This window comes from Pseudarthrobacter sulfonivorans (genome assembly GCF_001484605.1).
Classification (GTDB): Bacteria; Actinomycetota; Actinomycetes; order Actinomycetales; family Micrococcaceae; genus Arthrobacter; species Arthrobacter sulfonivorans_A.
Map to the genome: position 1 here is coordinate 4225023 of NZ_CP013747.1, position 20167 is coordinate 4245189.

The 20167-nt window shown below is 65.4% G+C and carries 18 protein-coding genes and 2 tRNA genes; 15 read left to right on the plus strand and 5 right to left on the minus strand.

What is annotated here, in order from left to right; genetic code table 11:
- Positions 1-37: 37 nt before the first annotated feature.
- Entirely contained in the window at positions 38-640 is a 603-nt protein-coding gene (locus AU252_RS19165; RefSeq protein ID WP_240484231.1) for a hypothetical protein, read from the minus strand.
- Between the two features lie 99 nt (positions 641-739).
- Here AU252_RS19165 and AU252_RS19170 point away from each other — a divergent pair, with 99 nt between their 5' ends.
- The 4 genes from AU252_RS19170 to AU252_RS19185 are packed head-to-tail and all read left to right on the plus strand — an operon-like array spanning position 740 to position 4639.
- Positions 740-1534 carry an MBL fold metallo-hydrolase gene (locus AU252_RS19170; protein WP_058932083.1) on the plus strand — a complete coding sequence of 265 codons (795 nt, stop codon included), beginning with the start codon at positions 740-742 and terminating at the stop codon, positions 1532-1534.
- 56 nt (positions 1535-1590) lie between these two features.
- A complete protein-coding gene (locus AU252_RS19175; protein ID WP_058932084.1) occupies positions 1591-2367 on the plus strand; it encodes a fumarylacetoacetate hydrolase family protein in 777 nt (258 codons plus the stop codon).
- A gap of 20 nt (positions 2368-2387) precedes the next feature.
- Entirely contained in the window at positions 2388-3902 is a 1515-nt protein-coding gene (gene gltX / locus AU252_RS19180; RefSeq protein ID WP_058932085.1) for a glutamate--tRNA ligase, read from the plus strand.
- Positions 3902-4639 (plus strand): HAD family hydrolase, encoded by a 738-nt coding sequence (locus tag AU252_RS19185; RefSeq protein ID WP_058932086.1) that lies wholly within the window; start codon positions 3902-3904, stop codon positions 4637-4639. Before gltX ends, AU252_RS19185 begins: the two co-directional genes overlap by 1 nt.
- 8 nt (positions 4640-4647) lie before the next feature.
- Here AU252_RS19185 and AU252_RS19190 read toward each other — a convergent pair whose 3' ends face one another.
- Entirely contained in the window at positions 4648-6042 is a 1395-nt protein-coding gene (locus AU252_RS19190; protein WP_058932087.1) for a hypothetical protein, read from the minus strand.
- Positions 6043-6338: 296 nt separating this feature from the next.
- Between AU252_RS19190 and AU252_RS19195 the strand changes: the two genes are divergently transcribed.
- The 4 genes from AU252_RS19195 (at position 6339) to AU252_RS19210 (ending at position 10174) form a co-directional block, all read left to right on the plus strand.
- Positions 6339-6410 (plus strand) — tRNA-Gln (locus AU252_RS19195).
- A 143-nt stretch (positions 6411-6553) separates the two neighbouring features.
- Positions 6554-6629 (plus strand) — tRNA-Glu (locus AU252_RS19200).
- 216 nt (positions 6630-6845) lie between these two features.
- Positions 6846-8561 carry a dynamin family protein gene (locus tag AU252_RS19205; protein WP_058932088.1) on the plus strand — a complete coding sequence of 572 codons (1716 nt, stop codon included), beginning with the start codon at positions 6846-6848 and terminating at the stop codon, positions 8559-8561.
- Entirely contained in the window at positions 8558-10174 is a 1617-nt protein-coding gene (locus tag AU252_RS19210; RefSeq protein WP_058932089.1) for a GTPase, read from the plus strand. Before AU252_RS19205 ends, AU252_RS19210 begins: the two co-directional genes overlap by 4 nt.
- A gap of 5 nt (positions 10175-10179) precedes the next feature.
- On the opposite strand, the gene AU252_RS19215 is transcribed toward AU252_RS19210, so the two are convergent.
- Both AU252_RS19215 and AU252_RS19220 read right to left on the minus strand, forming a co-directional pair.
- The gene (locus AU252_RS19215; RefSeq protein ID WP_058932090.1) at positions 10180-10719 is read right to left on the minus strand and encodes a DUF1697 domain-containing protein; all 540 of its coding nucleotides are present in this window, start codon (positions 10717-10719) and stop codon (positions 10180-10182) included.
- Between the two features lie 46 nt (positions 10720-10765).
- Complete coding sequence (locus tag AU252_RS19220) at positions 10766-11485, minus strand: IclR family transcriptional regulator (protein ID WP_058932091.1); 720 nt, start codon at positions 11483-11485, stop codon at positions 10766-10768.
- A 113-nt stretch (positions 11486-11598) separates the two neighbouring features.
- Between AU252_RS19220 and leuC the strand changes: the two genes are divergently transcribed.
- The 6 genes from leuC (at position 11599) to AU252_RS19250 (ending at position 18127) form a co-directional block, all read left to right on the plus strand.
- The gene (leuC, locus tag AU252_RS19225) at positions 11599-13053 is read left to right on the plus strand and encodes a 3-isopropylmalate dehydratase large subunit (RefSeq protein WP_058933062.1); all 1455 of its coding nucleotides are present in this window, start codon (positions 11599-11601) and stop codon (positions 13051-13053) included.
- Between the two features lie 9 nt (positions 13054-13062).
- The gene (gene leuD, locus AU252_RS19230) at positions 13063-13665 is read left to right on the plus strand and encodes a 3-isopropylmalate dehydratase small subunit (RefSeq protein WP_058932092.1); all 603 of its coding nucleotides are present in this window, start codon (positions 13063-13065) and stop codon (positions 13663-13665) included.
- Between the two features lie 158 nt (positions 13666-13823).
- A complete protein-coding gene (murA, locus tag AU252_RS19235) occupies positions 13824-15149 on the plus strand; it encodes a UDP-N-acetylglucosamine 1-carboxyvinyltransferase (RefSeq protein ID WP_056349177.1) in 1326 nt (441 codons plus the stop codon).
- 10 nt (positions 15150-15159) lie between these two features.
- Positions 15160-15927: a lysophospholipid acyltransferase family protein gene (locus tag AU252_RS19240; RefSeq protein ID WP_058932093.1), complete on the plus strand. Its 768-nt coding sequence runs from the start codon at positions 15160-15162 to the stop codon at positions 15925-15927.
- Entirely contained in the window at positions 15927-16976 is a 1050-nt protein-coding gene (locus AU252_RS19245; RefSeq protein ID WP_058932094.1) for an NAD(P)H-dependent glycerol-3-phosphate dehydrogenase, read from the plus strand. Before AU252_RS19240 ends, AU252_RS19245 begins: the two co-directional genes overlap by 1 nt.
- A 2-nt stretch (positions 16977-16978) precedes the next feature.
- A complete protein-coding gene (locus AU252_RS19250) occupies positions 16979-18127 on the plus strand; it encodes a D-alanine--D-alanine ligase family protein (RefSeq protein WP_058932095.1) in 1149 nt (382 codons plus the stop codon).
- A 2-nt stretch (positions 18128-18129) separates the two neighbouring features.
- On the opposite strand, the gene AU252_RS19255 is transcribed toward AU252_RS19250, so the two are convergent.
- Positions 18130-18666 (minus strand): DUF3515 family protein, encoded by a 537-nt coding sequence (locus AU252_RS19255; protein WP_058933063.1) that lies wholly within the window; start codon positions 18664-18666, stop codon positions 18130-18132.
- Positions 18667-18790: 124 nt separating this feature from the next.
- On the opposite strand from AU252_RS19255, the gene AU252_RS19260 reads away from it, so the two are divergent.
- Positions 18791-20167: a hypothetical protein gene (locus AU252_RS19260; RefSeq protein WP_157769017.1), complete on the plus strand. Its 1377-nt coding sequence runs from the start codon at positions 18791-18793 to the stop codon at positions 20165-20167.

A 20167-nucleotide genomic window follows, 5' to 3' on the forward strand; every position in this document is an offset into this window, starting at 1 on the left:
GCGTTAAGTGACCCCGCGTTGCTGTTTCCAGGCACCCTCAGCGGCGGGCGGCCTTCCGGGCAGCGTTCTTCAGGGCCTTGCGCGAGACCGGCTTCAGGGCCTTCCGCGCCGCTTCGTCGGCCAGGGCGCGGTTGCGGCGGGCATCGATGACGTCGTTCCAGAGTGCGGTGGCGAAGGCGCCGCCGTCCTGGGCGTAAACGTCGTAGGGATAGTCAGCAAAGATGGACGGTTTGGTGCCGCCGGTGGGCAGATCCGTCCCTGCCGCCTCCGCAACGGCGTCGGCCACAGCCCAGGTCCGGGTCAGGTGCTTCGTGAGGTTCTCTTGGACAAAGACGTTTGCGTCGCTGGACGCGGCAGCGCGCGTCAGGAGGGCGTCGAGGTCACGGGCCAGGAACCTGGACGCCCCGGCTTCCACAGGTAGCGCACCTGATCTGAAGTCCTCGACGAAAGCATCGACTTCCTCGCTCCAATCGGACGTCTCGCGGAACTTCCGCCACGTGGGAAACCAGACGATGGCCCCGGTCGCGTGGTTGTGGATGTGCTGCAGGCCGCTGTTCTTCTCCGTCAGTGCGTGGTCGTGTCCCGCGGCGTCGGCGCCGGACAACAGCTCGGACAGCGAGATGGTGGGTGAAGTGCTCATGGTGGTGCCTGGCTGCTCTCTCTGGGCGGTGGGTTCACCAGCCATAACCCGCCCCGGGGGTGCGGTTATTCCGTGCCGTCCTGATGCGAAGATGGTGCAGTGAACTCCACCTCGAGCGGCATTCCAGTCGCTGCCAGCCCACTGACGGCTTTCTTCCTGGCACCCAACCCCGGGCCCATGAGCCTGGACGGCACCAATTCGTACGTCATCTCCGCCCCCGGCGCCAGTACATCCGTGGTGGTGGATCCGGGTCCTGCGGACGAAGGCCACCTCCGCCGCCTCGCGGATGTGGGCCCCGTGGAACTCATTCTGGTGACGCATCGGCATGCCGACCACACCGCAGGCTCACAGCGCCTCCATGAGCTCACCGGCGCCCCCGTCCGCGCGGCCGATCCCCGGCACTGCCACCGCGGCGAGACCCTGCAGGACGGTGAAACCATCCACGCGGCGGGTGTTTCCATCCGGGTCCTGGCCACGCCGGGTCACACCTCCGATTGCGTCTGCTTCCACCTTCCCGACGACGGCCCGCACGGTTCCATACTGACCGGCGACACCATCCTGGGCCGCGGCACCACAATGCTGGACTACCCTGACGGCAGGCTGGGGGACTACCTCGAGTCCCTGGACCGGCTCGAAGCCCTTGGCCAGGCCACCGTCCTGCCGGCCCACGGCCCGGTTCTGCCCTCCCTGGAGGCCATCACCCGTGCCTACCGCGAGCACCGGCAGGAGCGGCTGGCGCAGATCCGCGCAGCGCTGGTCCGGCTCGGCGGGGACGCCACGGTGGCGGACGTGGCAGACGCCGTGTACGCCGACGTCGACCCTTCCGTTCGGCGGGCGGCCGAAATGTCGGTGGCCGCGCAGCTCGACTACCTCCGTGGACTGCCCGGCGCCTGACCTTAGGACATGACGCAAAGGCAGGGGCGCCAGCTCAAGACGGTAGGCTAGCCACCATGCGTATTGCCAGGTTTGTAGTCGATTCTGATCCCCTCTACGGCGTTGTTGAAGGCGAGCCCGGCAGTGAGGAAATCACTGTCATCAACGGCGACCCCTTCTTCAACGGCGTGGAGCGCACCCACGTCAAGCACAAGCTTGAAGACGTCCGGCTCCTGGCCCCGATCATTCCCCGCAGCAAGGTGATCGGCGTGGGCCGCAACTTCGCCGAGCACGCCGCCGAGCTGGGCAATGAGGTCCCGCAGCAGCCGCTGCTGTTCCTGAAGCCGAACACCTCTGTCATCGGCCCCGGCGACCCCATTGTGCTGCCGGAATTCTCAGACGAGGTTTCGTTCGAGGCCGAACTGTGTGTGGTCATCGGCCGGATCTGCAAGGACGTCCCGGAAGACCGCGTCGACGACGTCATCTTCGGCTACACCTGCGGCAACGACCTCACCGCCCGCGATGTCCAGAAAACGGACCTGCAGTGGGCCCGGGCCAAAGGCTTCGACACCTCGGCACCCCTCGGACCGTGGATTGAGACCGAGCTGGACACCGAGGACCTGGCCATCAAGGGCTGGCTCAACGGCGAACTGCGCCAGGACGGCAGCACCAGCCAGATGATCCGCGGCGTCCGGGAAATCGTCTCCATCGTGTCCCAGGCCTTCACGCTGCTCCCCGGGGACGTCATCATGACCGGCACCCCGGCCGGCGTCGACCTCGTCACCGCGGGGGACCGCTACGACGTGGAGATCGAGGGCATCGGTCGGCTGTCCAACCCGGTGGTCCGCCGCTGACGGGTAAAGTTGGAACCACTATGACTACTGCCTCCGCGCTGAACCCTGCCGCCATCCCGTCCGTCACTGCCGAAACCCCGGTCCGGGTGCGGTTCTGCCCGTCACCCACGGGCACCCCGCACGTGGGCCTGATCCGGACGGCGCTGTTCAATTGGGCCTATGCCCGGCACACCAAGGGAACCCTGGTCTTCCGCATCGAGGACACGGACTCGGCGCGGGACAGCGAGGAAAGCTACCACCAGCTGCTGGATGCGCTGAAGTGGCTGGGCATCACGTGGGACGAAGGTGTCGAGGTGGGAGGCCCGCACGAGCCGTACCGCCAGTCCCAGCGCAGCGACATCTACCAGGATGTCATCGCCCGGCTGAAGGCCGGAGGCCACATTTACGAGTCCTACTCCACGCCGGCTGAAATCGAAGCCCGCCATCGTGCGGCGTCCCGCGACCCCAAGCTGGGTTATGACGGGTTTGACCGTCACATCACCGAGGAACAGCTGGCCCAGTACAAGGCAGAAGGCCGCCAGGCCGTGCTGCGCCTGCGGATGCCGGACGAGGACCTCACGTTCAAGGACCTCGTCCGCGGCGAGATCACGTTCAAGGCCGGCTCCGTGCCGGACTTCGCGGTGGTCCGTGCCAACGGCGCGCCGTTGTACACGCTGGTAAATCCGGTGGACGATGCCCTGATGGGAATCACGCACGTGCTGCGCGGCGAAGACCTGCTCAGCTCCACGCCCCGCCAGATCGCCTTGTACCGTGCCCTCTACGCCATCGGCGTGGCCGAGTACATGCCGGAGTTCGGCCACCTTCCCTACGTCATGGGCCAGGGCAACAAGAAGCTCTCCAAGCGCGACCCCGAATCCAGCCTGTTCCTGCACCGCGAACGCGGCTTCATTCCCGAAGGCCTGCTTAACTACCTGTCCCTCCTGGGCTGGTCCCTGAGCGCCGACGAGGACATCTTCACCGTCAAGCAGCTCGTGGAGCACTTCGACATCCACGATGTGCTGGCCAACCCGGCACGTTTTGACCTGAAAAAGGCAGAGGCCATCAACGGCACGCACGTCCGGCTGCTTGAGGCGGCCGATTTCCGTGCGCGCCTGGTGCCGTACCTCAGGGCCGCGGACCTGGTCGGAGAGATCCTCACGGACCGGGAGGAAGAGATCCTCACCGAGGCCGCACCCCTCGTCCAGGAGCGGATCACCCTGCTGGGGGAGGCCCCGGAAATGCTCGCCTTCCTGTTCAAGGCCGACGACGCGATCGACGTCGCAGACGACGCCCGCAAGGGCCTGCCCGCCAACCTGACCGAAGTCCTCGACGCCGCCCTTGCTGCCCTTGAGCCCATTCAGGACTGGAACCCGGAGGAGATCCAGACGGCCCTGAAGCAGGCACTCGTGGAGGACCTCGGGCTGAAGCCGCGGCTGGCCTTCGGTCCTGTCCGCACGGCCATCTCCGGGCGCCGGATCTCGCCGCCGCTCTTCGAATCCATGGTGATCCTGGGCAAGGGCTCGTCCCTGAGCCGGCTCCGCACCTTCCGCGGCTGATGTCTACCACCGGCACCACGGCTGACGGAGTCCTGAGCACACGCTTCGGGTCCATCCGGGGCGTCCTCTTCGACATCGACGACACTCTGGTGGACCTCGAATACGCCATGACCACCGCCCTGCGTGAGGTCAGCGAGCACCTCCTGCCCGGTCTGGACCAGACCGGGTGGGAGCGTTTCGGCAGGATCTTCACGCACGAGACCACGCACTACTACGACCGGTACCTGGCGGGGGAGCTGACCTTCAACGACCAGCGCCTCCTGCGGGGACGCGCCGCCCTGGGGCACTTCGGTGTGGATCTTGCCGACGGCGAAGAAGCGCACGGGTGGCTCTCGGCCTACGGCCGGCTGCAGCCCACGTATGTGCGTGCCTTTGAGGACGTGCTGCCGCTCCTGGACCTGCTGGACGCTGCCGGCATCCCCTACGGTGCCGTCAGTAACAACGTGCACGACTACCAGCGGGCCAAGCTCGACGGCGCCGGCCTGGAACGCGTCCGCCGCCTCGTGGGCACGGACACGGTAGGCGTTGCCAAGCCCGAGCCGGCCATCTACCTCGAAGGAGTCCGCCTGCTGGGGACTGCCCCGGAGGAGACGCTCTACGTTGGGGACAACAGAATGCTGGACGCAGACGGTTCGACGGCGGCGGGCCTGGTAGGCGTCTGGCTCAACAGGGTGGGGGAGCCTGCGCCGGATTTCACCGGTCACAAGATCACCTCGCTGTCACAGCTGCTGGGCTGACCGGCCGCTTACTCCGCAGACTGCAGCCTTCGCCTGTTCCACAGCACCAGGTAGATGCCCACGGATCCGAGCACCAGCACAGCAACCAGGCCGAGGGCAACGGCGGTATCCGACTTCCCCACCATACTGGTGGGCGAGATGGCCGCTGCGCTGGTGTACAGGGTGTCCGTGCCATCCGCAATCCGGGCATTGCCATCAGCAAGTTTCTCGGCACCGGTGGCCAGCTCTGTCGATCCCGAGGCCAGCTTGGTGTTGCCCGTAGCGAGCTCCGAAGCGCCTGCAGCCAGTGCCTCGGAGCCCTGGAGCAGGCCGGGGTTTGAGGGATCGGCCAGATCGCCCTTGATGCCGGCATTCAATGCCAATGTGCCGTCCGCCAGCCGTGAGGTGCCCTCAGTAATACTGGCCACGGCTTTGATCAGGCCCGGGCGGTCGGCATTGCCGGGCACGCCGTCCATGCCGGTGCGTATCTGGGCAGTTCCGGCGGCCAGCAGTTCGGTACCCAGCACAACACCAGGGTTGTTGGGATCGCGGCTGTTGAGCTTTTCACCCAGGGTGGCGAAGCCGGCGGTGAGGCGCCCTGTTCCAGTGTGCAACTGTGCCGCTCCGTCATTGAGCTTCCCCGCGCCAGCCTGCAGTTGCTGCGCCCCGGCGTCGAGCCTATGGGCTCCAGCGGTGATCTTGGCGATCTTGTCCTTGACTACGGCCAACGGCACCAGACCCTGAAGCGGGTCCGAGGCAGCCGCCTCCAGCAGCTCAAGGGCCTGGGCCAAGGCCGCCGTGCCGGTGCCTGCCTCGGGGGAGTTGTTCGCTCCCCGGTAGCCCTTCAGCTGGGCCGTTCCGGCGGCCAGCTCGCCGGTCCCGGAGGCCAGACGGGCCGCACCCGCATCCAGCGCAGTCGCGCCGTCCGCCAGGTTGTTCTCGGCATTTCCGGCGGCCGTAGGCGTCAGTGCCGCGGCGAGCTGGGTGGCTCCGGCGGCGAGCTTTCGGGCGCCGTCGTCCACTTTGTACACGCCGGGCGCGAGCTTGTTGTTGACGTCAGTTTCGATCTTGACAGCGCCGGCGGCGAGCTGGTCTGCACCGGACTGCAGTTTTTCAGCGCCCGGGGCCAGCTTCTCGCTGACACCCAGGAAGACTTTGTCGGCGCCGGAGGAGAGCTTGCCGGCGCCGGTGTCTGCCATGCCCGCGCCGGCCGCCAGCTGACCGGCGCCGTCCTGGAGCTGCTCAGCGCCGGCCGAGGCCTGGCCCGCACCGTCCATCAGCTTGGCCGAACCGTCGGTGATCCTGCCGGTGACCAGGGTGTAAAACCCAAGCAAAGCAATCAGCATCAGGGCCAGGACGGCGATGGCAAGCTGCTGTGCCCGGGTTCGGGTCTTGGTGGGCGCGGCGGCACGACTTTGTGTCACGGTGGGTCCTCTCGACGGTTTGCCGGCAGTGTGAAATCTGCCGGCCACCCACCTGGACCAGGGGCGGCAGTCCGGACGGAAAACTAAATTCCGAAGTGCCTGCAGCAAAGGCAGAGGGTGGTTACTCTCGGGTAACTTACCGAGAGTAAACTTATTCCGGGTGATCTGGCAAGGGTTCAGACCTTGGGTCTTCGGTGCCGATTTGTGCCAGCCCAAAGTCTCGGGTAAAGTAATTTCTCGTGCTGAGGCGCACGGAGCGCGGCTTGAAGCCCGAAACTCCGGCCCGAAAGTATCATTGGGATATGGTGTAATTGGCAACACTACGGTTTCTGGTACCGTCATTCTAGGTTCGAGTCCTGGTATCCCAGCTCTGTTTGGTCGCAGGCTAACCGCGGCAAATCAGTGGTTTCAGATCGGTTCGCCGATTTGAAACGCGCGCTGAGTGTATGAAATACTCACTTAGCAAACCGGCCTGGTGCCGGTTGGAAGTGAAAACTTCCTGGAAGTACGCGGCCCCATCGTATAGCGGCCTAGTACGCTGCCCTCTCACGGCGGTAACGCGGGTTCGAATCCCGCTGGGGTCACCAACGAACGGTCCCGGGCATCAGCCCGGGGCCGTTTTTTCGTTGTGGAGGCTGCGCTGCGGGTTATAGGACAAAACCGGGGCCCGGTGGAAAAGCCAGGGCAACTGGCATGATGATCCTGTGACCTCATCAGACGGGCTTCGTCCCACGCAGCCTCCGCCGCCTAAGCGCGCACCGAGAACGCAGCCGGGCCGGCCCGACGCGGCGTCGGAGCCGGCCGTGGCCTTGCTTGAGGCCGTGCGTGGGGATCTGCCCGCAGTGTCGTTGCCGCTCGCCCTTGCGGACGTGGAACAGGCGCGCCAGGACACGCGGAACGCCGTCGCCCAGCTGGACGACTACATCCTGCCGCGGTACCGCAGCCTGGACGCACCGCTGCTTGCCGTCGTCGGGGGTTCCACGGGCGCCGGCAAGTCAACGCTGGTCAACGCCCTGGTGGGGCACGCGGTCACACGCTCCGGCGCCATCAGGCCCACCACGGGGCAGCCCATTCTGCTGCACCACCCGGCCGATGCCGGCTGGTTCGAAGGCCACCGTGTGCTGCCCACCCTCAACCGGATCCGGGGGACTGTTTCCACGGAACCCGTCCCGGCCAGCCGGGCCGGCGCAACACCCGATGCGGAGGCCATTTCCTCCCTGGTGCTGGTGGCGGACAAGGCTGTTCCGCAGGGGATCGCGCTGCTTGACGCTCCCGACGTCGACTCCATTTCCGACGACAACCGCCGGCTCGCCGGTCAATTGCTGGCCGCCGCGGACCTCTGGGTTTTTGTGACCACTGCCAACCGCTACGCAGACGCGGTCCCGTGGAAGCTGCTCCTGGACGCGTCCTCGCGGGACATCATGGTGGCCGTGGTCCTGGACCGTGTGCCGGCGGAGGCGGAAGCCGAAGTCAGTGCCGATCTCCGCGCGTTGCTGCGGCAGGAAGGGCTCGGTGATGCCGGACTGTTCATTGTGCCGGAGACGGACCTGGACCATCTTGGCATGCTGCCAACGAGCGCCGTGGAGCCGCTGCGGCGCTGGCTGCAGGAACTTGCAGCCGACGCCGCTGGGCGGTCCGAAATTGCCCGCCGTACCCTCAACGGGACGGTGAAGGCGCTGGCCGGGCGGGTCGGTGCCGTGGCGCACGCGGTCCAGGGGCAGGAGCGTGCCGCGGCCTCGCTCCGTGCAGGCGCTGAGGCCGCCTATCGCGATGCCGGGGTCCGGATCCTGGACGCAACAAAGGACGGCGCCCTCCTCCGTGGCGAAGTACTGGCGCGCTGGCAGGACTTCGTCGGAACAGGGGAATTCTTCCGGGCGTTGGAGCAGAACATCGGACGGCTGCGGGACCGCGTGGGAGCGTTCTTCCGGGGCGAGCCGACGCCGGCCGTCCGGGTTGAGGCCGCCATCGAAACGGGGTTGCAGGCCGTCATCCTGGACGAGGCCGCCAACGCGTGCGAGGAAACCGACGAGCGGTGGCGCTCGGACCCGGCCGGCCGCGAGCTCCTCGGGACGGAGGATCTGTCCGGCACCAGCCCCGGCTTTGCCGATGCGGCCGCAGCGGAGATCAGGGCCTGGCAGGCCGGCCTGATGGAACTGATCCGCACGGAAGGGCAGGGCAAGCGCACGCAGGCCAGATGGCTTTCCTTCGGGATAAACGGGCTGGGTGCCGCACTGATGATCGTGGTGTTTTCCATGACCGCCGGCCTCACCGGGCTGGAGATCGGCGTGGCGGGCGGTACCGCCGTCGTCGGCCAGAAACTGCTCGAGGCAGTGTTCGGCGAAGACGCGGTCCGCCGGCTGGCGCAGACTGCGCGGGATGACCTCCATGCCCGTTGCCAGCGGCTGCTGCAGGCAGAGCAGCAGAAATTCCTCCAACGCCTGCCGGAGGGCGGCGCGGACACCGGCCGGATCCTGACCGACCACGCCGCTGCCCTGGCCCGGCTGGCGGACAAGGCATGAGCCGCCACAGCGTAGCCCGCGAAGCGTCGCAGCTGGACCGCAGGCTCGAAGCCCTCAATGATGCCCGCGAACTCGCCGAAGGCGTCTTGCCGGATGCTGCACTCGAGGAGGTGTACCAGCTCCTCGAGCGCGCGAGCTCCCGGCGGTCACTGTCGGCTGATCACACCGTTGTTGGGTTCTTCGGTGCCACCGGCAGCGGAAAATCGTCACTCTTCAACGCGGTCAGCGGCGCTGAAATCGCGACGGCGGCCGCCCGCCGGCCCACAACGTCGGAACCTTTGGCTGGTGTCTGGGGAGCGGACGGCAGCGAGCCGTTGCTGGACTGGCTTGAGGTGGGCAACCGCCACCATGCGGAGCCCGTGGCAGGCTTCGCGGACGAGGGCACGGGGCTGATCTTGCTGGACCTGCCGGACTTCGATTCCACCAGGGCCGCGAACCGCGAGATCGTGGAGCGCATGGTTGGCCTGGTTGATGTCCTGGTCTGGGTCCTGGATCCGCAAAAGTACGCCGATGCGGCGGTCCACAACGATTTCCTGGCGCCCCTGTCCGCCCATGGCGCCGTGACCCTGGTGGTCCTCAACCAGGTGGACCGGTTGCCCGAACGGGACGTGCAGCCTGTGCTCGAGTCCTTGAAAGGGATCCTTGCCCGCGACGGGCTGGGCAAGGTTCAGGTCCTGGGCGCATCCGCCCTGAAGGGCACCGGTGTGGACAAGGTCCGCAGCGCGATCCGCGGTGTTGTGGTGCAGCGCCAGGCACTTTCGCAGCGGCTTGCCGCGGATGTTTCGCGGGCCTCCGGGCAGCTCCGGGAAGCCGCCGGCGCCGGGGAAGCCGCCGGTGTCAGGCCGGCGTCGAAAACCCGCCTTACCGATGAGCTGGCAACGGCCGCCAACGTGCCCGTGGTGGTGGACGCAGTCGCCCGGTCCTACCGCATCGAGTCGACGCGCCGCACAGGGTGGCCGGTGACGCGGTGGCTGGTGCGGTTCCGGCCTGATCCGCTCCGCCGGCTCAATCTGAGAAGTTCTTCTCCGTCCCAGCTTAACCGGACCTCGCTCCCGGCCGCGGGCGCCCCGGAACGTGCCCGGACGGATGCTGCTGTCCGTGAGTTTGCGGATGCGGCGAGTGCGGGCGCACCCGGACCGTGGCGTGCCGCCATCAGGGGTGCTGCCCGGGAAGGGCGGGAGGCGTTGCCGGATGCCTTGGACCAGGCCATCGCAGGCACGGACCTGATGGCGTCCCGGAAGTCCTGGTGGTGGGGCGTGTTCAACGTGGTCCAGTGGCTCGCGCTGCTGACAGTCCTGGGCGGCCTGGGCTGGCTGGGTGGGCTGGCCGGGCTCGGCTATCTCCAGCTGCCCGTGCCGGAGGTTCCCAAGGTGGAGGGCTGGCCGGTGCCGACGCTGTTGATTGGCGGCGGTGTGGTGCTGGGGATCTTCCTGGCGCTGACTGGAAAATTCATTGGGTCAGGAGCCGCGAGGGCGCGCGCAGCCCGGGCCAGGAAACGGCTGCGGGCAGCGGTGGGCGGAGTTGCCCGGGACTTCGTGGTGGAGCCGGTTGAAATTGAGGTCAGCAGGCTCGCGTCCTTCAACGCCGCACTGAAGGTTGCGGGCGGAAACTAAGGTAGTTACGCCAGTGCGGTTGCGGCGTCCCTGACCTTGATCAGCGTCCGCAGGTTCCGGGTGGTAGTGGTTGCCTTGAACCTGGCCTTGGACGAAATCTTGCTGAACGGGCTGTCCAACGTCCCGCCGGCCGGAGCCAGCCAGGCCAATGCCTCCGGGCCGAGGCGATTCTGCTGGGTACCCTCAAAGGCTGCGCCGGCGGCTTCAAGCTCATCGAGCATGGCGGTGTCCGATGCCAGCGTGATGTAGGTGTGAGTTGCCTTGTCGTCTGCCGGATACGGGCAGGCCGCCACGAGTTCGGAGACCCGCCGTGCCGTGAGGACAACCACCCAGGCGTCGTAGCCGAAGGCGTCACGCAGGCACGATTCAAACGTCTGCTTGACCGCGGCAGGATCCTCGTCGCTGGCAAGCACCACATTGCCGCTGGCCAGCAGTGTCTTGACGTCCGCGAACCCCTGCGATGCAAGCGCAGTCTTGAGGTCCGCCATCTTGATGTTGATCCCGCCGACATTTATCCCGCGGAGGAAGACTGCGTAGCTGTTCATGCCGACAGCCTAGCCGGGGCACCCAGGCCTGGACGGAGGCGAGCCTTCAGTCGTTGCCCTTGCGCAGGGCCTCGGTGAGGATCCGCGCGGCGTTGCAAACCACCTCGGCGTGGAGGCGGCCCGGCTGGCGCGTGAGCCGCTCGATGGGGCCGGAGATCGAGACCGCGGCGATCACGCGTCCGGACGGTCCCCGGACCGGTGCCGAGACTGAGGCGACCCCGGGCTCGCGTTCGCCGAGGCTCTGTCCCCAGCCCCGCCGTCGTACGCCTGCCAGCACCGTGGGCGTGAAACGGGCGGCCTGCAGGCCCTCAAGAAGCCGGTCGTGGTCTTCCCAGGCGAGCAGCACTTGGGCTGCGGAGCCGGCCTTCATGGAGAGTTTGGTACCGACAGGGATGGTGTCGCGCAGGCCGATGGGGCGTTCCGCGGAGGCGACGCAGATGCGCCATTCTCCTTGGCGGCGGAAGATCTGGGAGCTTTCGCCGGTGGCGTCGCGCAGCTGCATCAGGACCGGCCCGGCGGAAGCGATGAGTCGGTCCTCACCCGCGGCTGAGGCAAGCTCCACCAGGCGGCTTCCGAGGACGAACCGGCCCTGGATGTCGCGGCTTACGAGCCGGTGATGGATCAGGGCCAGGGCGAGCCTGTGCACGGTGGGCCGGGCCAGGCCCGTGGCGGCCACCAGCTGTGCCAGCGTGGTGGGTCCGGCCTCCAATGCATCAAGCACATGGGCCGCTTTATCAATGACGCCGACTCCACTAGAATTGTCCATGTAATGATATTGCCGTCTCATTATCTGAGATGCAAATCTTTGGGCTGGCACATAATGCAGCCCTGCTGGTTCAGTGGAACCAAACAGCCAAACAGCAGTGAAGGGAGATGGCCGTGGCAAAGACACTGGCCGAGAAAGTCTGGGACGCACATGTGGTGCGCAAAGGCGAGGGCGAAGGAGCCAACGCCCAGCCCGACCTTCTCTTCATTGACCTTCACCTTGTCCATGAGGTGACGTCTCCGCAGGCATTTGAGGGCCTGCGGCTGGCGGGCCGCAAGCTGCGCCGCCCGGACCTCACCATCGCCACGGAGGACCACAACACTCCCACGCTGGACATCGACAAGCCCATTGCCGATCTCACCAGCCGCACGCAGATCCAGACGCTGCGCAACAACTGCGCGGAGTTCGGCGTCCGCCTGCACTCGCTCGGCGACGCGGAACAGGGCATTGTGCACGTGGTTGGCCCGCAGCTTGGCCTCACGCAGCCTGGCATGACCGTTGTCTGCGGAGACTCCCACACGTCCACCCATGGCGCGTTCGGTGCCCTGGCCATGGGAATCGGCACGTCCGAAGTGGAGCACGTCATGGCCACCCAGACGCTGTCCCTGAAGCCGTTCAAAACCATGGCCATCAACGTCGAAGGCACGCTGCGCCCGGGCGTTACCGCCAAGGACATCATCCTGGCCGTGATTGCCAAGATCGGCACTGGCGGAGGCCAGGGCTACGTCCTGGAATACCGCGGTTCCGCCATCCGCGCGCTGTCCATGGAAGCCCGCATGACCATCTGTAACATGTCCATCGAAGCCGGTGCCCGCGCCGGCCTGGTGGCCCCGGACCAGATCACCTACGACTACATGAATGGCCGCCCGCACGCGCCACAGGGCGCCGAATGGGATGCCGCCGTCGAGTACTGGAACACGCTGAGGACCGACGACGACGCCACGTTCGACGTGGAGGTGGCCCTGGACGCCGACACGCTGGAGCCGTTCGTCACCTGGGGCACAAACCCAGGGCAGGGTGTTTCGCTTTCCGCCAAGGTGCCGTCCCCGGAGGACTTCGGCGACGAAAACGCCAAGGCTGCCGCCGAACGCGCCCTGCAGTACATGGGACTGACCGCCGGTACGCCCATGAAAGACATCCGGGTGGACACGGTCTTCCTGGGCTCCTGCACCAACTCGCGCATGGAGGACCTCCGGGCCGCTGCCGACATCATCCGCGGGCGCCAGAAGGACCCCAACATCCGGATGCTGGTGGTGCCCGGTTCGGCCCGCGTGCGGCTGGAAGCAGAGGCCGAAGGCCTGGACAAGGTCTTCAAGGACTTCGGCGCCGAGTGGCGCTTCGCCGGCTGCTCGATGTGCCTGGGCATGAACCCGGACCAGCTGGAGGTGGGCGAGCGTTGCGCCTCGACGTCCAACCGAAACTTCGAAGGCCGTCAGGGCAAGGGAGGCCGCACTCACCTGGTATCGCCGGTGGTGGCAGCGGCCACGGCCATCCGTGGCACCCTGAGTTCGCCGTCGGACCTCGATCCGGCTCCCGAATCCGCCGCCATCCGCACCGACGCAGCCTAGGAGGCCGCCATGGAAAAGTTCACCACCCACACCGGCATCGGCGTGCCGCTGCGCCAGAGCAACGTTGACACGGACCAGATCATCCCCGCGGTCTACCTCAAGCGGATCACCCGCACCGGCTTCGAGGACGCACTGTTCTCCGCCTGGCGCAAGGACCCGGCCTTCATCCTGAACCAGGCGCCGTTCAACGCCGGCTCCGTCCTGGTGGCGGGCCCGGATTTCGGCACCGGTTCGTCCCGTGAACACGCCGTCTGGGCGCTGAAGGACTACGGCTTCAAGACAGTCCTGTCGTCCCGTTTCGCTGATATTTTCCGCGGCAACTCCGGCAAGCAGGGTCTGCTGGCCGCCGAGCTCGCCCAGGACGACATCGAGCTGATCTGGAAAGAGCTCGAGAACGCTCCCGGCACCGAAGTCACCGTTGATCTCGTCTCCAAGACTGTCATCTGCGGCACCATCGTGGCACCCTTTGAAATCGACGATTACACGCGCTGGCGCCTCCTGGAGGGCCTGGACGACATTGGCCTGACACTCCAGCACGAAGAGGACATCACTGCCTTCGAGACCACCCGTCCGGCCTTTATGCCCACAACGCTTCCGGCCCGCCTTTCCTGAGCGGGAGCGCGGAATTTCCCGCCCCGGACGGAGCCGCCTGTACGGCGCCGCGCCGGAGGCTTTCGGCGCCCGTATTTCGGTTCGGTAACGCAACCTCCTATGCTTAGCTGGAGCCTTTGCAAGGATTTTGGGGCGAGTAATCGTAAGGAAACCGGTATATGAGTAGTGTTCTGACAATCCGCGGCGGAGTCCCGCTTACAGGCCGCGTCAGCGTCCGGGGGGCCAAAAACCTTGTTCCCAAGGCCATGGTGGCAGCATTACTGGGCAACGAGCCGTCGGTGTTGCGGAACGTTCCGGAGATCAAGGACGTCGAGGTTGTCACCTCGCTCCTGCAGCTGCACGGAGTGACGGTGGTCAAGGATCCCGTCAGCGGTGACCTCACCCTGGATCCGAAGGCGGCCAAAACCGCCCCGAGCACGGCGATCGATGCCCACGCCGGTGATTCGCGGATCCCCATCCTGCTCTGCGGACCCCTGATCCATGCGATCGGTGAGGCCTTCATTCCGGACCTTGGCGGCTGCAAGATCGGCGACCGGCCCATCGACTACCACCTGAACGTGCTCCGCCAGTTCGGCGCCGTGGTGGAAAAGCGCCCGGGCGGCATTCACATCTCTGCGCCCAAGGGCCTGCATGGCGCCAAGATCAATCTGCCCTACCCCTCGGTGGGTGCCACGGAGCAGGTGCTGCTCAGCGCCACCCGCGCCGAAGGGATCACGGAGCTTTCCGGCGCCGCCACGGAACCTGAGATCATCGACCTCATCGCAGTGCTGCAGAAGATGGGCGCCATCATCAGCGTCCAGACCGACCGGACCATCCGCATTGAAGGCGTCCGGGACCTGGGCGGCTACAACCACCGCGCACTCTCGGACCGCAACGAATCGGCGTCGTGGGCTTCGGCAGCACTGGTGACCCGCGGTGACATCTTCGTCGAAGGCGCCTCGCAGCGGGACATGATGACCTTCCTGAATACCTACCGGAAGGTAGGCGGCGGCATGGACATCGGCGAGGACGGCATCCGCTTCTACCACCGGGGCGGCAAGCTCAACCCGCTGGTCCTGGAAACGGATGTGCACCCCGGCTTTATGACCGACTGGCAGCAGCCGCTGGTGGTGGCACTGACCCAGGCCGAAGGCGTCTCGATCGTCCACGAGACCGTCTACGAAAACAGGTTCGGCTTCACCGATGCGCTCATCCGGATGGGAGCCAGCATCCAGGTGCACCGCGAGTGCCTGGGCAGCGTGCCGTGCCGCTTCGGCCAGCGCAACTTCCTCCACTCCGCCGTCATCTCCGGTCCCACCCAGCTCAAGGGCGCCGACATCGACGTACCGGACCTGCGTGGCGGCTTCAGCCACCTGATCGCGGCGCTGGCCGCTTCGGGCACGTCGCGCGTGACCGGGATCGACATCATCAACCGCGGCTACGAACGTTTCACCGAAAAGCTGTCCGGCCTCGGCGCCGACTTCGACATCACCTCGACAAAGTAGCGGTGGGTACGTGAAGGAAACGGCCAAGAGCCAGGCCACATTCGTTGTGGTCGCGGCCATAGTGCGCACGGTGCTGAACGCAATGATGAACAAGAAGTGGGAAGGCCTCGAGAACCTCCCCGCCGGCGGGTTTATTGCCGCGCCTAACCATTGCACGGAAATCGATCCGCTGATCGTGGGGCACATTCTCTACAACCAGAACCGCGCCCCGCACTTCCTGGCGAAGGCCGGGCTGTTCAAGGTTCCCGTCCTGGGCGCGGTCCTGCGGGCCACCCGGCAGATCCCGGTGGAACGCTCGACGGCGGGAGCGAACCGCTCGCTGCAGCTCGCCCAGGAGATTGTGGCGGACGGCGGGGCCATCATCATCTACCCCGAAGGCACACTCACCCGCGATCCCGCGCTGTGGCCGATGAAGGGCCACACCGGCGCTGCCCGCCTTGCCTTGGAAGGCGGCATTCCCGTGGTACCGATCGCGCACTGGGGCGCCCATGAGGTGTTCCCGCGTTATGCGAAGCGGTTCCACCTTTTCCCGCGCAGGACGTCCAGGGTGATGGTGGGCAAGCCCGTTGACCTCAGCCAGTTCATGGGCCGGCCACTGGACAAAGCAACGCTGACCGCGGCTACCGAGAAGATCATGGATGCCGTGACCGGTTTGCTGGCCGACATCCGCGGGGAGGAGCCGCCCGCTGAACGCTGGGACCCTTCCAAGCACAATCAAGCCACGCACGGTCGCTTCGTTGTGCGGGAAAATCCTGACGACGCTGCGGATGCCACCTGATGGCTGACGGAAGCCGTCAGGGTTCCGCCCGGTCTGTCGCCGTCCTGGGCGCCGGTTCCTGGGGTACCACGTTCGCCAAGATCCTCGCCGACGCGGCTCGGGCAGCGGGGGAACAGCGGAGCATCCGGATCTGGGGCCGACGCAGCGAAGTGGTGGAGCAGATCAACAGCACGCACCGAAACGTCCAGTACCTGAAGGACACAGAGCTGCCGCCCAGCATCACAGCGTCCACAGACGTCAGCGACGTGCTGGCGGGCGCGGACCTGGTGGTCCTGGCCGTTCCTGCACAGTCACTGCGACTCCAGCTCCGTGAATGGAAGCCGCTGATCGCCGCTGACGCCATGGTGGTGTCCCTGATGAAGGGCCTGGAGCTCGGCACGGACTCCCGGATGAGTGAGGTGATCAGCGACGAACTGGGGATTCCCAAGGACCGCATTGCCGTGGTTTCCGGTCCCAACCTGGCCATGGAGATCGCCCGGGAGGAACCGACTGCTTCTGTGGTGGCCTGTTCCGATGCGGCGGCCGCGGGCTGGATCGCGAGGAGCTGCACCGCACCGTACTTCCGTCCGTACACCACGGCGGATGTCGTCGGCGTGGAAATTGGCGGCATCGTCAAGAACGTCATAGCACTGGCCGTGGGCATCTGTGAAGGTAAACAGATGGGGGACAACACCAAGGCCTCCGTGATCACCCGGGGTTTGGCCGAAACATCCAGGCTCGCCCTTGCCCTTGGTGGCGAGGCACGGACCATGGCCGGGCTGGCAGGCCTGGGGGATCTGGTGGCGACGTGTTCCTCGCCTCTGTCGCGAAACCATACGGCCGGCCGGATGCTGGGCCAGGGACTTACCCTTGAGCAGTTGGCGCAGCAGATGACACAAACAGCCGAAGGCATCAAATCCGGCCAGGCTGTGCATGAACTTGCGGGGAAACTGGGCGTCGAAATGCCCATCACTGCCGCCGTCGTAGCCGTCCTGGCCGGCAAACTGTCCGTTGACCAACTGGGGCCGCTGCTGCTGGCACGGGACCTGAAACCCGAAGGCGATTACTGACGATGTCCGACGATAACCTGACCGCAGCGGACTCCGCCCCCCGGGCCAAACCCCGCGTCGCGGTCCTCTTTGGTGGCCGGTCCAGTGAACATGCCGTGAGCTGCGTGACCGCCGCCGGCGTCCTGGGCGCCATCAACAAAGACAAGTACGATGTCATCCCCATCGGCATCGCCAAGTCGGGGCAGTGGGTGCTGGCTGCGGGGGATACCGCCCAGTGGTCGCTGTCCGCGTCGTCGCTGCCGGAGGTCCCGCCGTCGTCGGAAACGGTGACACTGGCCGAGATCGGCGGCGAGCACCAGCTGATCGTCGCCTCACCCAACCAGATACCGCAGGAACTCGGGACGGTGGACGTCGTATTTCCCCTTCTCCATGGTCCCTTTGGCGAGGACGGCACCATCCAGGGGCTCCTGGAACTGTCCGACACTCGCTACGTCGGCGCCGGCGTGCTTGCGTCGGCTGTGGGCATGGACAAGCACTACATGAAGGTTGTGTTCGAGGCCGCCGGGCTGCACGTGGGGCCCTACATTGCCGTCACGGACCGCCAGTGGGTCAAGGACGCGGAGGCCGTCCGCAAGCAGGTGGACCAGCTCGGCTTTCCCGTGTTCGTCAAGCCGGCGCGGGCGGGTTCGTCCATGGGGATCTCCAAAGTGGACTCGCTCGAGGGACTCGACGCCGCCGTCGAGGAAGCCCGGCGCCATGACCTCAAACTGGTCATCGAGGCTGGCATCGTAGGGCGTGAGATTGAGTGCGCGGTCTTGGAAGGACGCGGGACCGATTCCCCCCGGACGTCCATGCCGGGCGAAATTTCCGTCGCTGCCGGAACGCACGAATTCTACGATTTCAACGCGAAGTATGTTGAGGACGACGCCGCCGCGCTTAGCTGCCCCGCCGACATTCCCGACGAAGCCATCGTGCGGGTCCGGGAACTCGCAGCAGCTGCCTTCGACGCTGTGGGTGCGGAAGGCCTGAGCCGCGTGGACTTCTTCTACACGCCCGACGGCGAACTGATCATCAACGAGATCAACACCATGCCCGGGTTTACGCCCAAAAGCATGTACCCGCAGATGTGGGCAGCATCAGGCCTGAACTACGCGGACCTGATTGATGAGCTGATCCATCTGGCCTTGAACCGGAAGACCGGCCTGCGCTAGACCTACTTGCTGGAGGGCAGGTTCTGCAGGTCTTCCTGACCCACGCAGTTCCGGCTGGCCGGGATCTTTCCGGCTGAGGCGGAAAGATCCGCCAGCACAGTTGCGGAGCTGATCTTCTCCGGATCCATCAGGATTTCCGTGGCGGGTTCGCGGCCGAAGGTAGTCAGCGTCCACACCGGATCGCCCTCCTTGATAACCCAGTCGATGCCGTTGACACTCACGCACCGGTCCGTCGTCGGGCCTGGAACGTTGACGCCGCAGCGCAGGATCACCTGAGACGGGTCCCCCCAGGCGGCGGTGGCCTGGCTGTTGGTTTTCCTCAGGGCAGCATCGCCGATGGCGTCAGGAAGGGCCACCATCATCGGAGCGCAGGCCGGGTTCGCCGCGTCGCCTCCGGCGGTGACATCCACAGCCGGGGCGCAGGCGGACAGTGAAACCCCTGTCAGTAGACTTGCTGCCACCCCGATGAGGAGTCTGGACCTGTGGACTCTCGGTTCACGGACCAGTCGTCTGTCTTCGGCTGGAGGGTCAGTCTGCATGACATCCATCATCTCTTCATACCGTTTGTCGCGCCAATCGCCTTCCCGACCGACGGGGACCCGTGCACCAACAAGTCAGCGCCGGGCAAACGGCGGCCTCAAAGGACTATATGCTGTTGTCCCGATGAGTAAAACTATGAATGTAGAGTCTGCCGATAGCGCCGAAACGGCAGGTGTAGGGCGGGGCCTCCCAGGAAAGCGGATACTGACCGTAATCGGGTATATCGGTGCGGTAGTAGCACTCAGCTATGTTGCCTGGCTGCGGTTGCCAGAAGTGACCCGTGGGACCATCTGGGCCGAAGATGGCACTGTCTTTCTTAGGGAAACAGTCGTTATCGGTCCGTTGGCCAGCATTGGAGAGCCGTATGCAGGCTACCTGCATACGATCCCCCGCCTCATATCTGCGATCTCCTATCTGGCCGGGCCCCTGGAGTCTTGTGCCGTCCTGATGTCATTCTTTAGTTGTGCCGTCGTTGCAAGTATTTCCGTTGCGGTATTTCATTTGTCCGCTGCCCTAGTGGACAGCCGGGAAATTCGGTTGATGCTGGCCCTGATTCCTGTATTTGTTCCAGTTGGACCACTTGAAGTTCTAGGCAATGCGGCCAATCTGCACTGGTACATGTTATGGCTTGTTCCCTGGCTGCTGATCTACGAGCCGTCCCGGTGGAAAGGCAAAGCGGTTCTCTTGATCGTGACCTTTGCAGCAGCAACCACCGAAATTATTTCCGGGATCTTTTTGCCCCTCGCGCTTTGGCAATGTTTCCGACGTAGGCAATACGCGGCCCCCATAGGACTGGTTGCCGGATTGGTTTGCCAGCTAATGGCAACGGCGAGCAAGCCTCGCTACGCGTCTCTGCCGCAGGTGGACGCGCTGGAGCCGTTGTCAGTTTTCTACGGTTTTGGGCTGCAGGCTATGACCTCTCTGTGGGAGACGGACGAACGCAGCGTGGCCTCCAGCATCGTTAACTTCGGTGCCTACGCAGCTCTCATCCCAGTCGCCGTGATATCGTGCCTCCTTATTTATGTTCTCGTTTTCGGGAGCCTTAAATGGAAATTCGTAGGCGTGTATTCTTTTGGTGCCGCAGCAGTTTGCTGGACCGCGGCGGTCGTGCTTAATGTATCGCCGGAATTCGATTTCGCAAATTTCACAGAGGAAGACTGGCTGAGTAAGTTCAAGTTCTTTCGGTATGCCGCTGCTCCCTCTATGTTTCTCCTGATTATGGTTCCGGCGTCGTGGGCAGTTGCTAAAGAGCGAGCAGGTGCCATGAGAAACAAAGAATCTCTCCGTTCTCTCCGGGCTCCGGCCCTGATGCTCATCTTCCTGTCAGTAAACTACTTTCCGGCACTTCCGGCGCGGGCGACCGGGCCCGAATGGGCAGAGGGCCTGACCTTGGCCCGCGATCAATGCGCGGCAAATCCCGGGCTGCATGAGGCGGCGATTCCTCTGGCGCCCGCACTCTGGTACACGGTCTTACCTTGTAATGTCATTTTGGATAGCTGA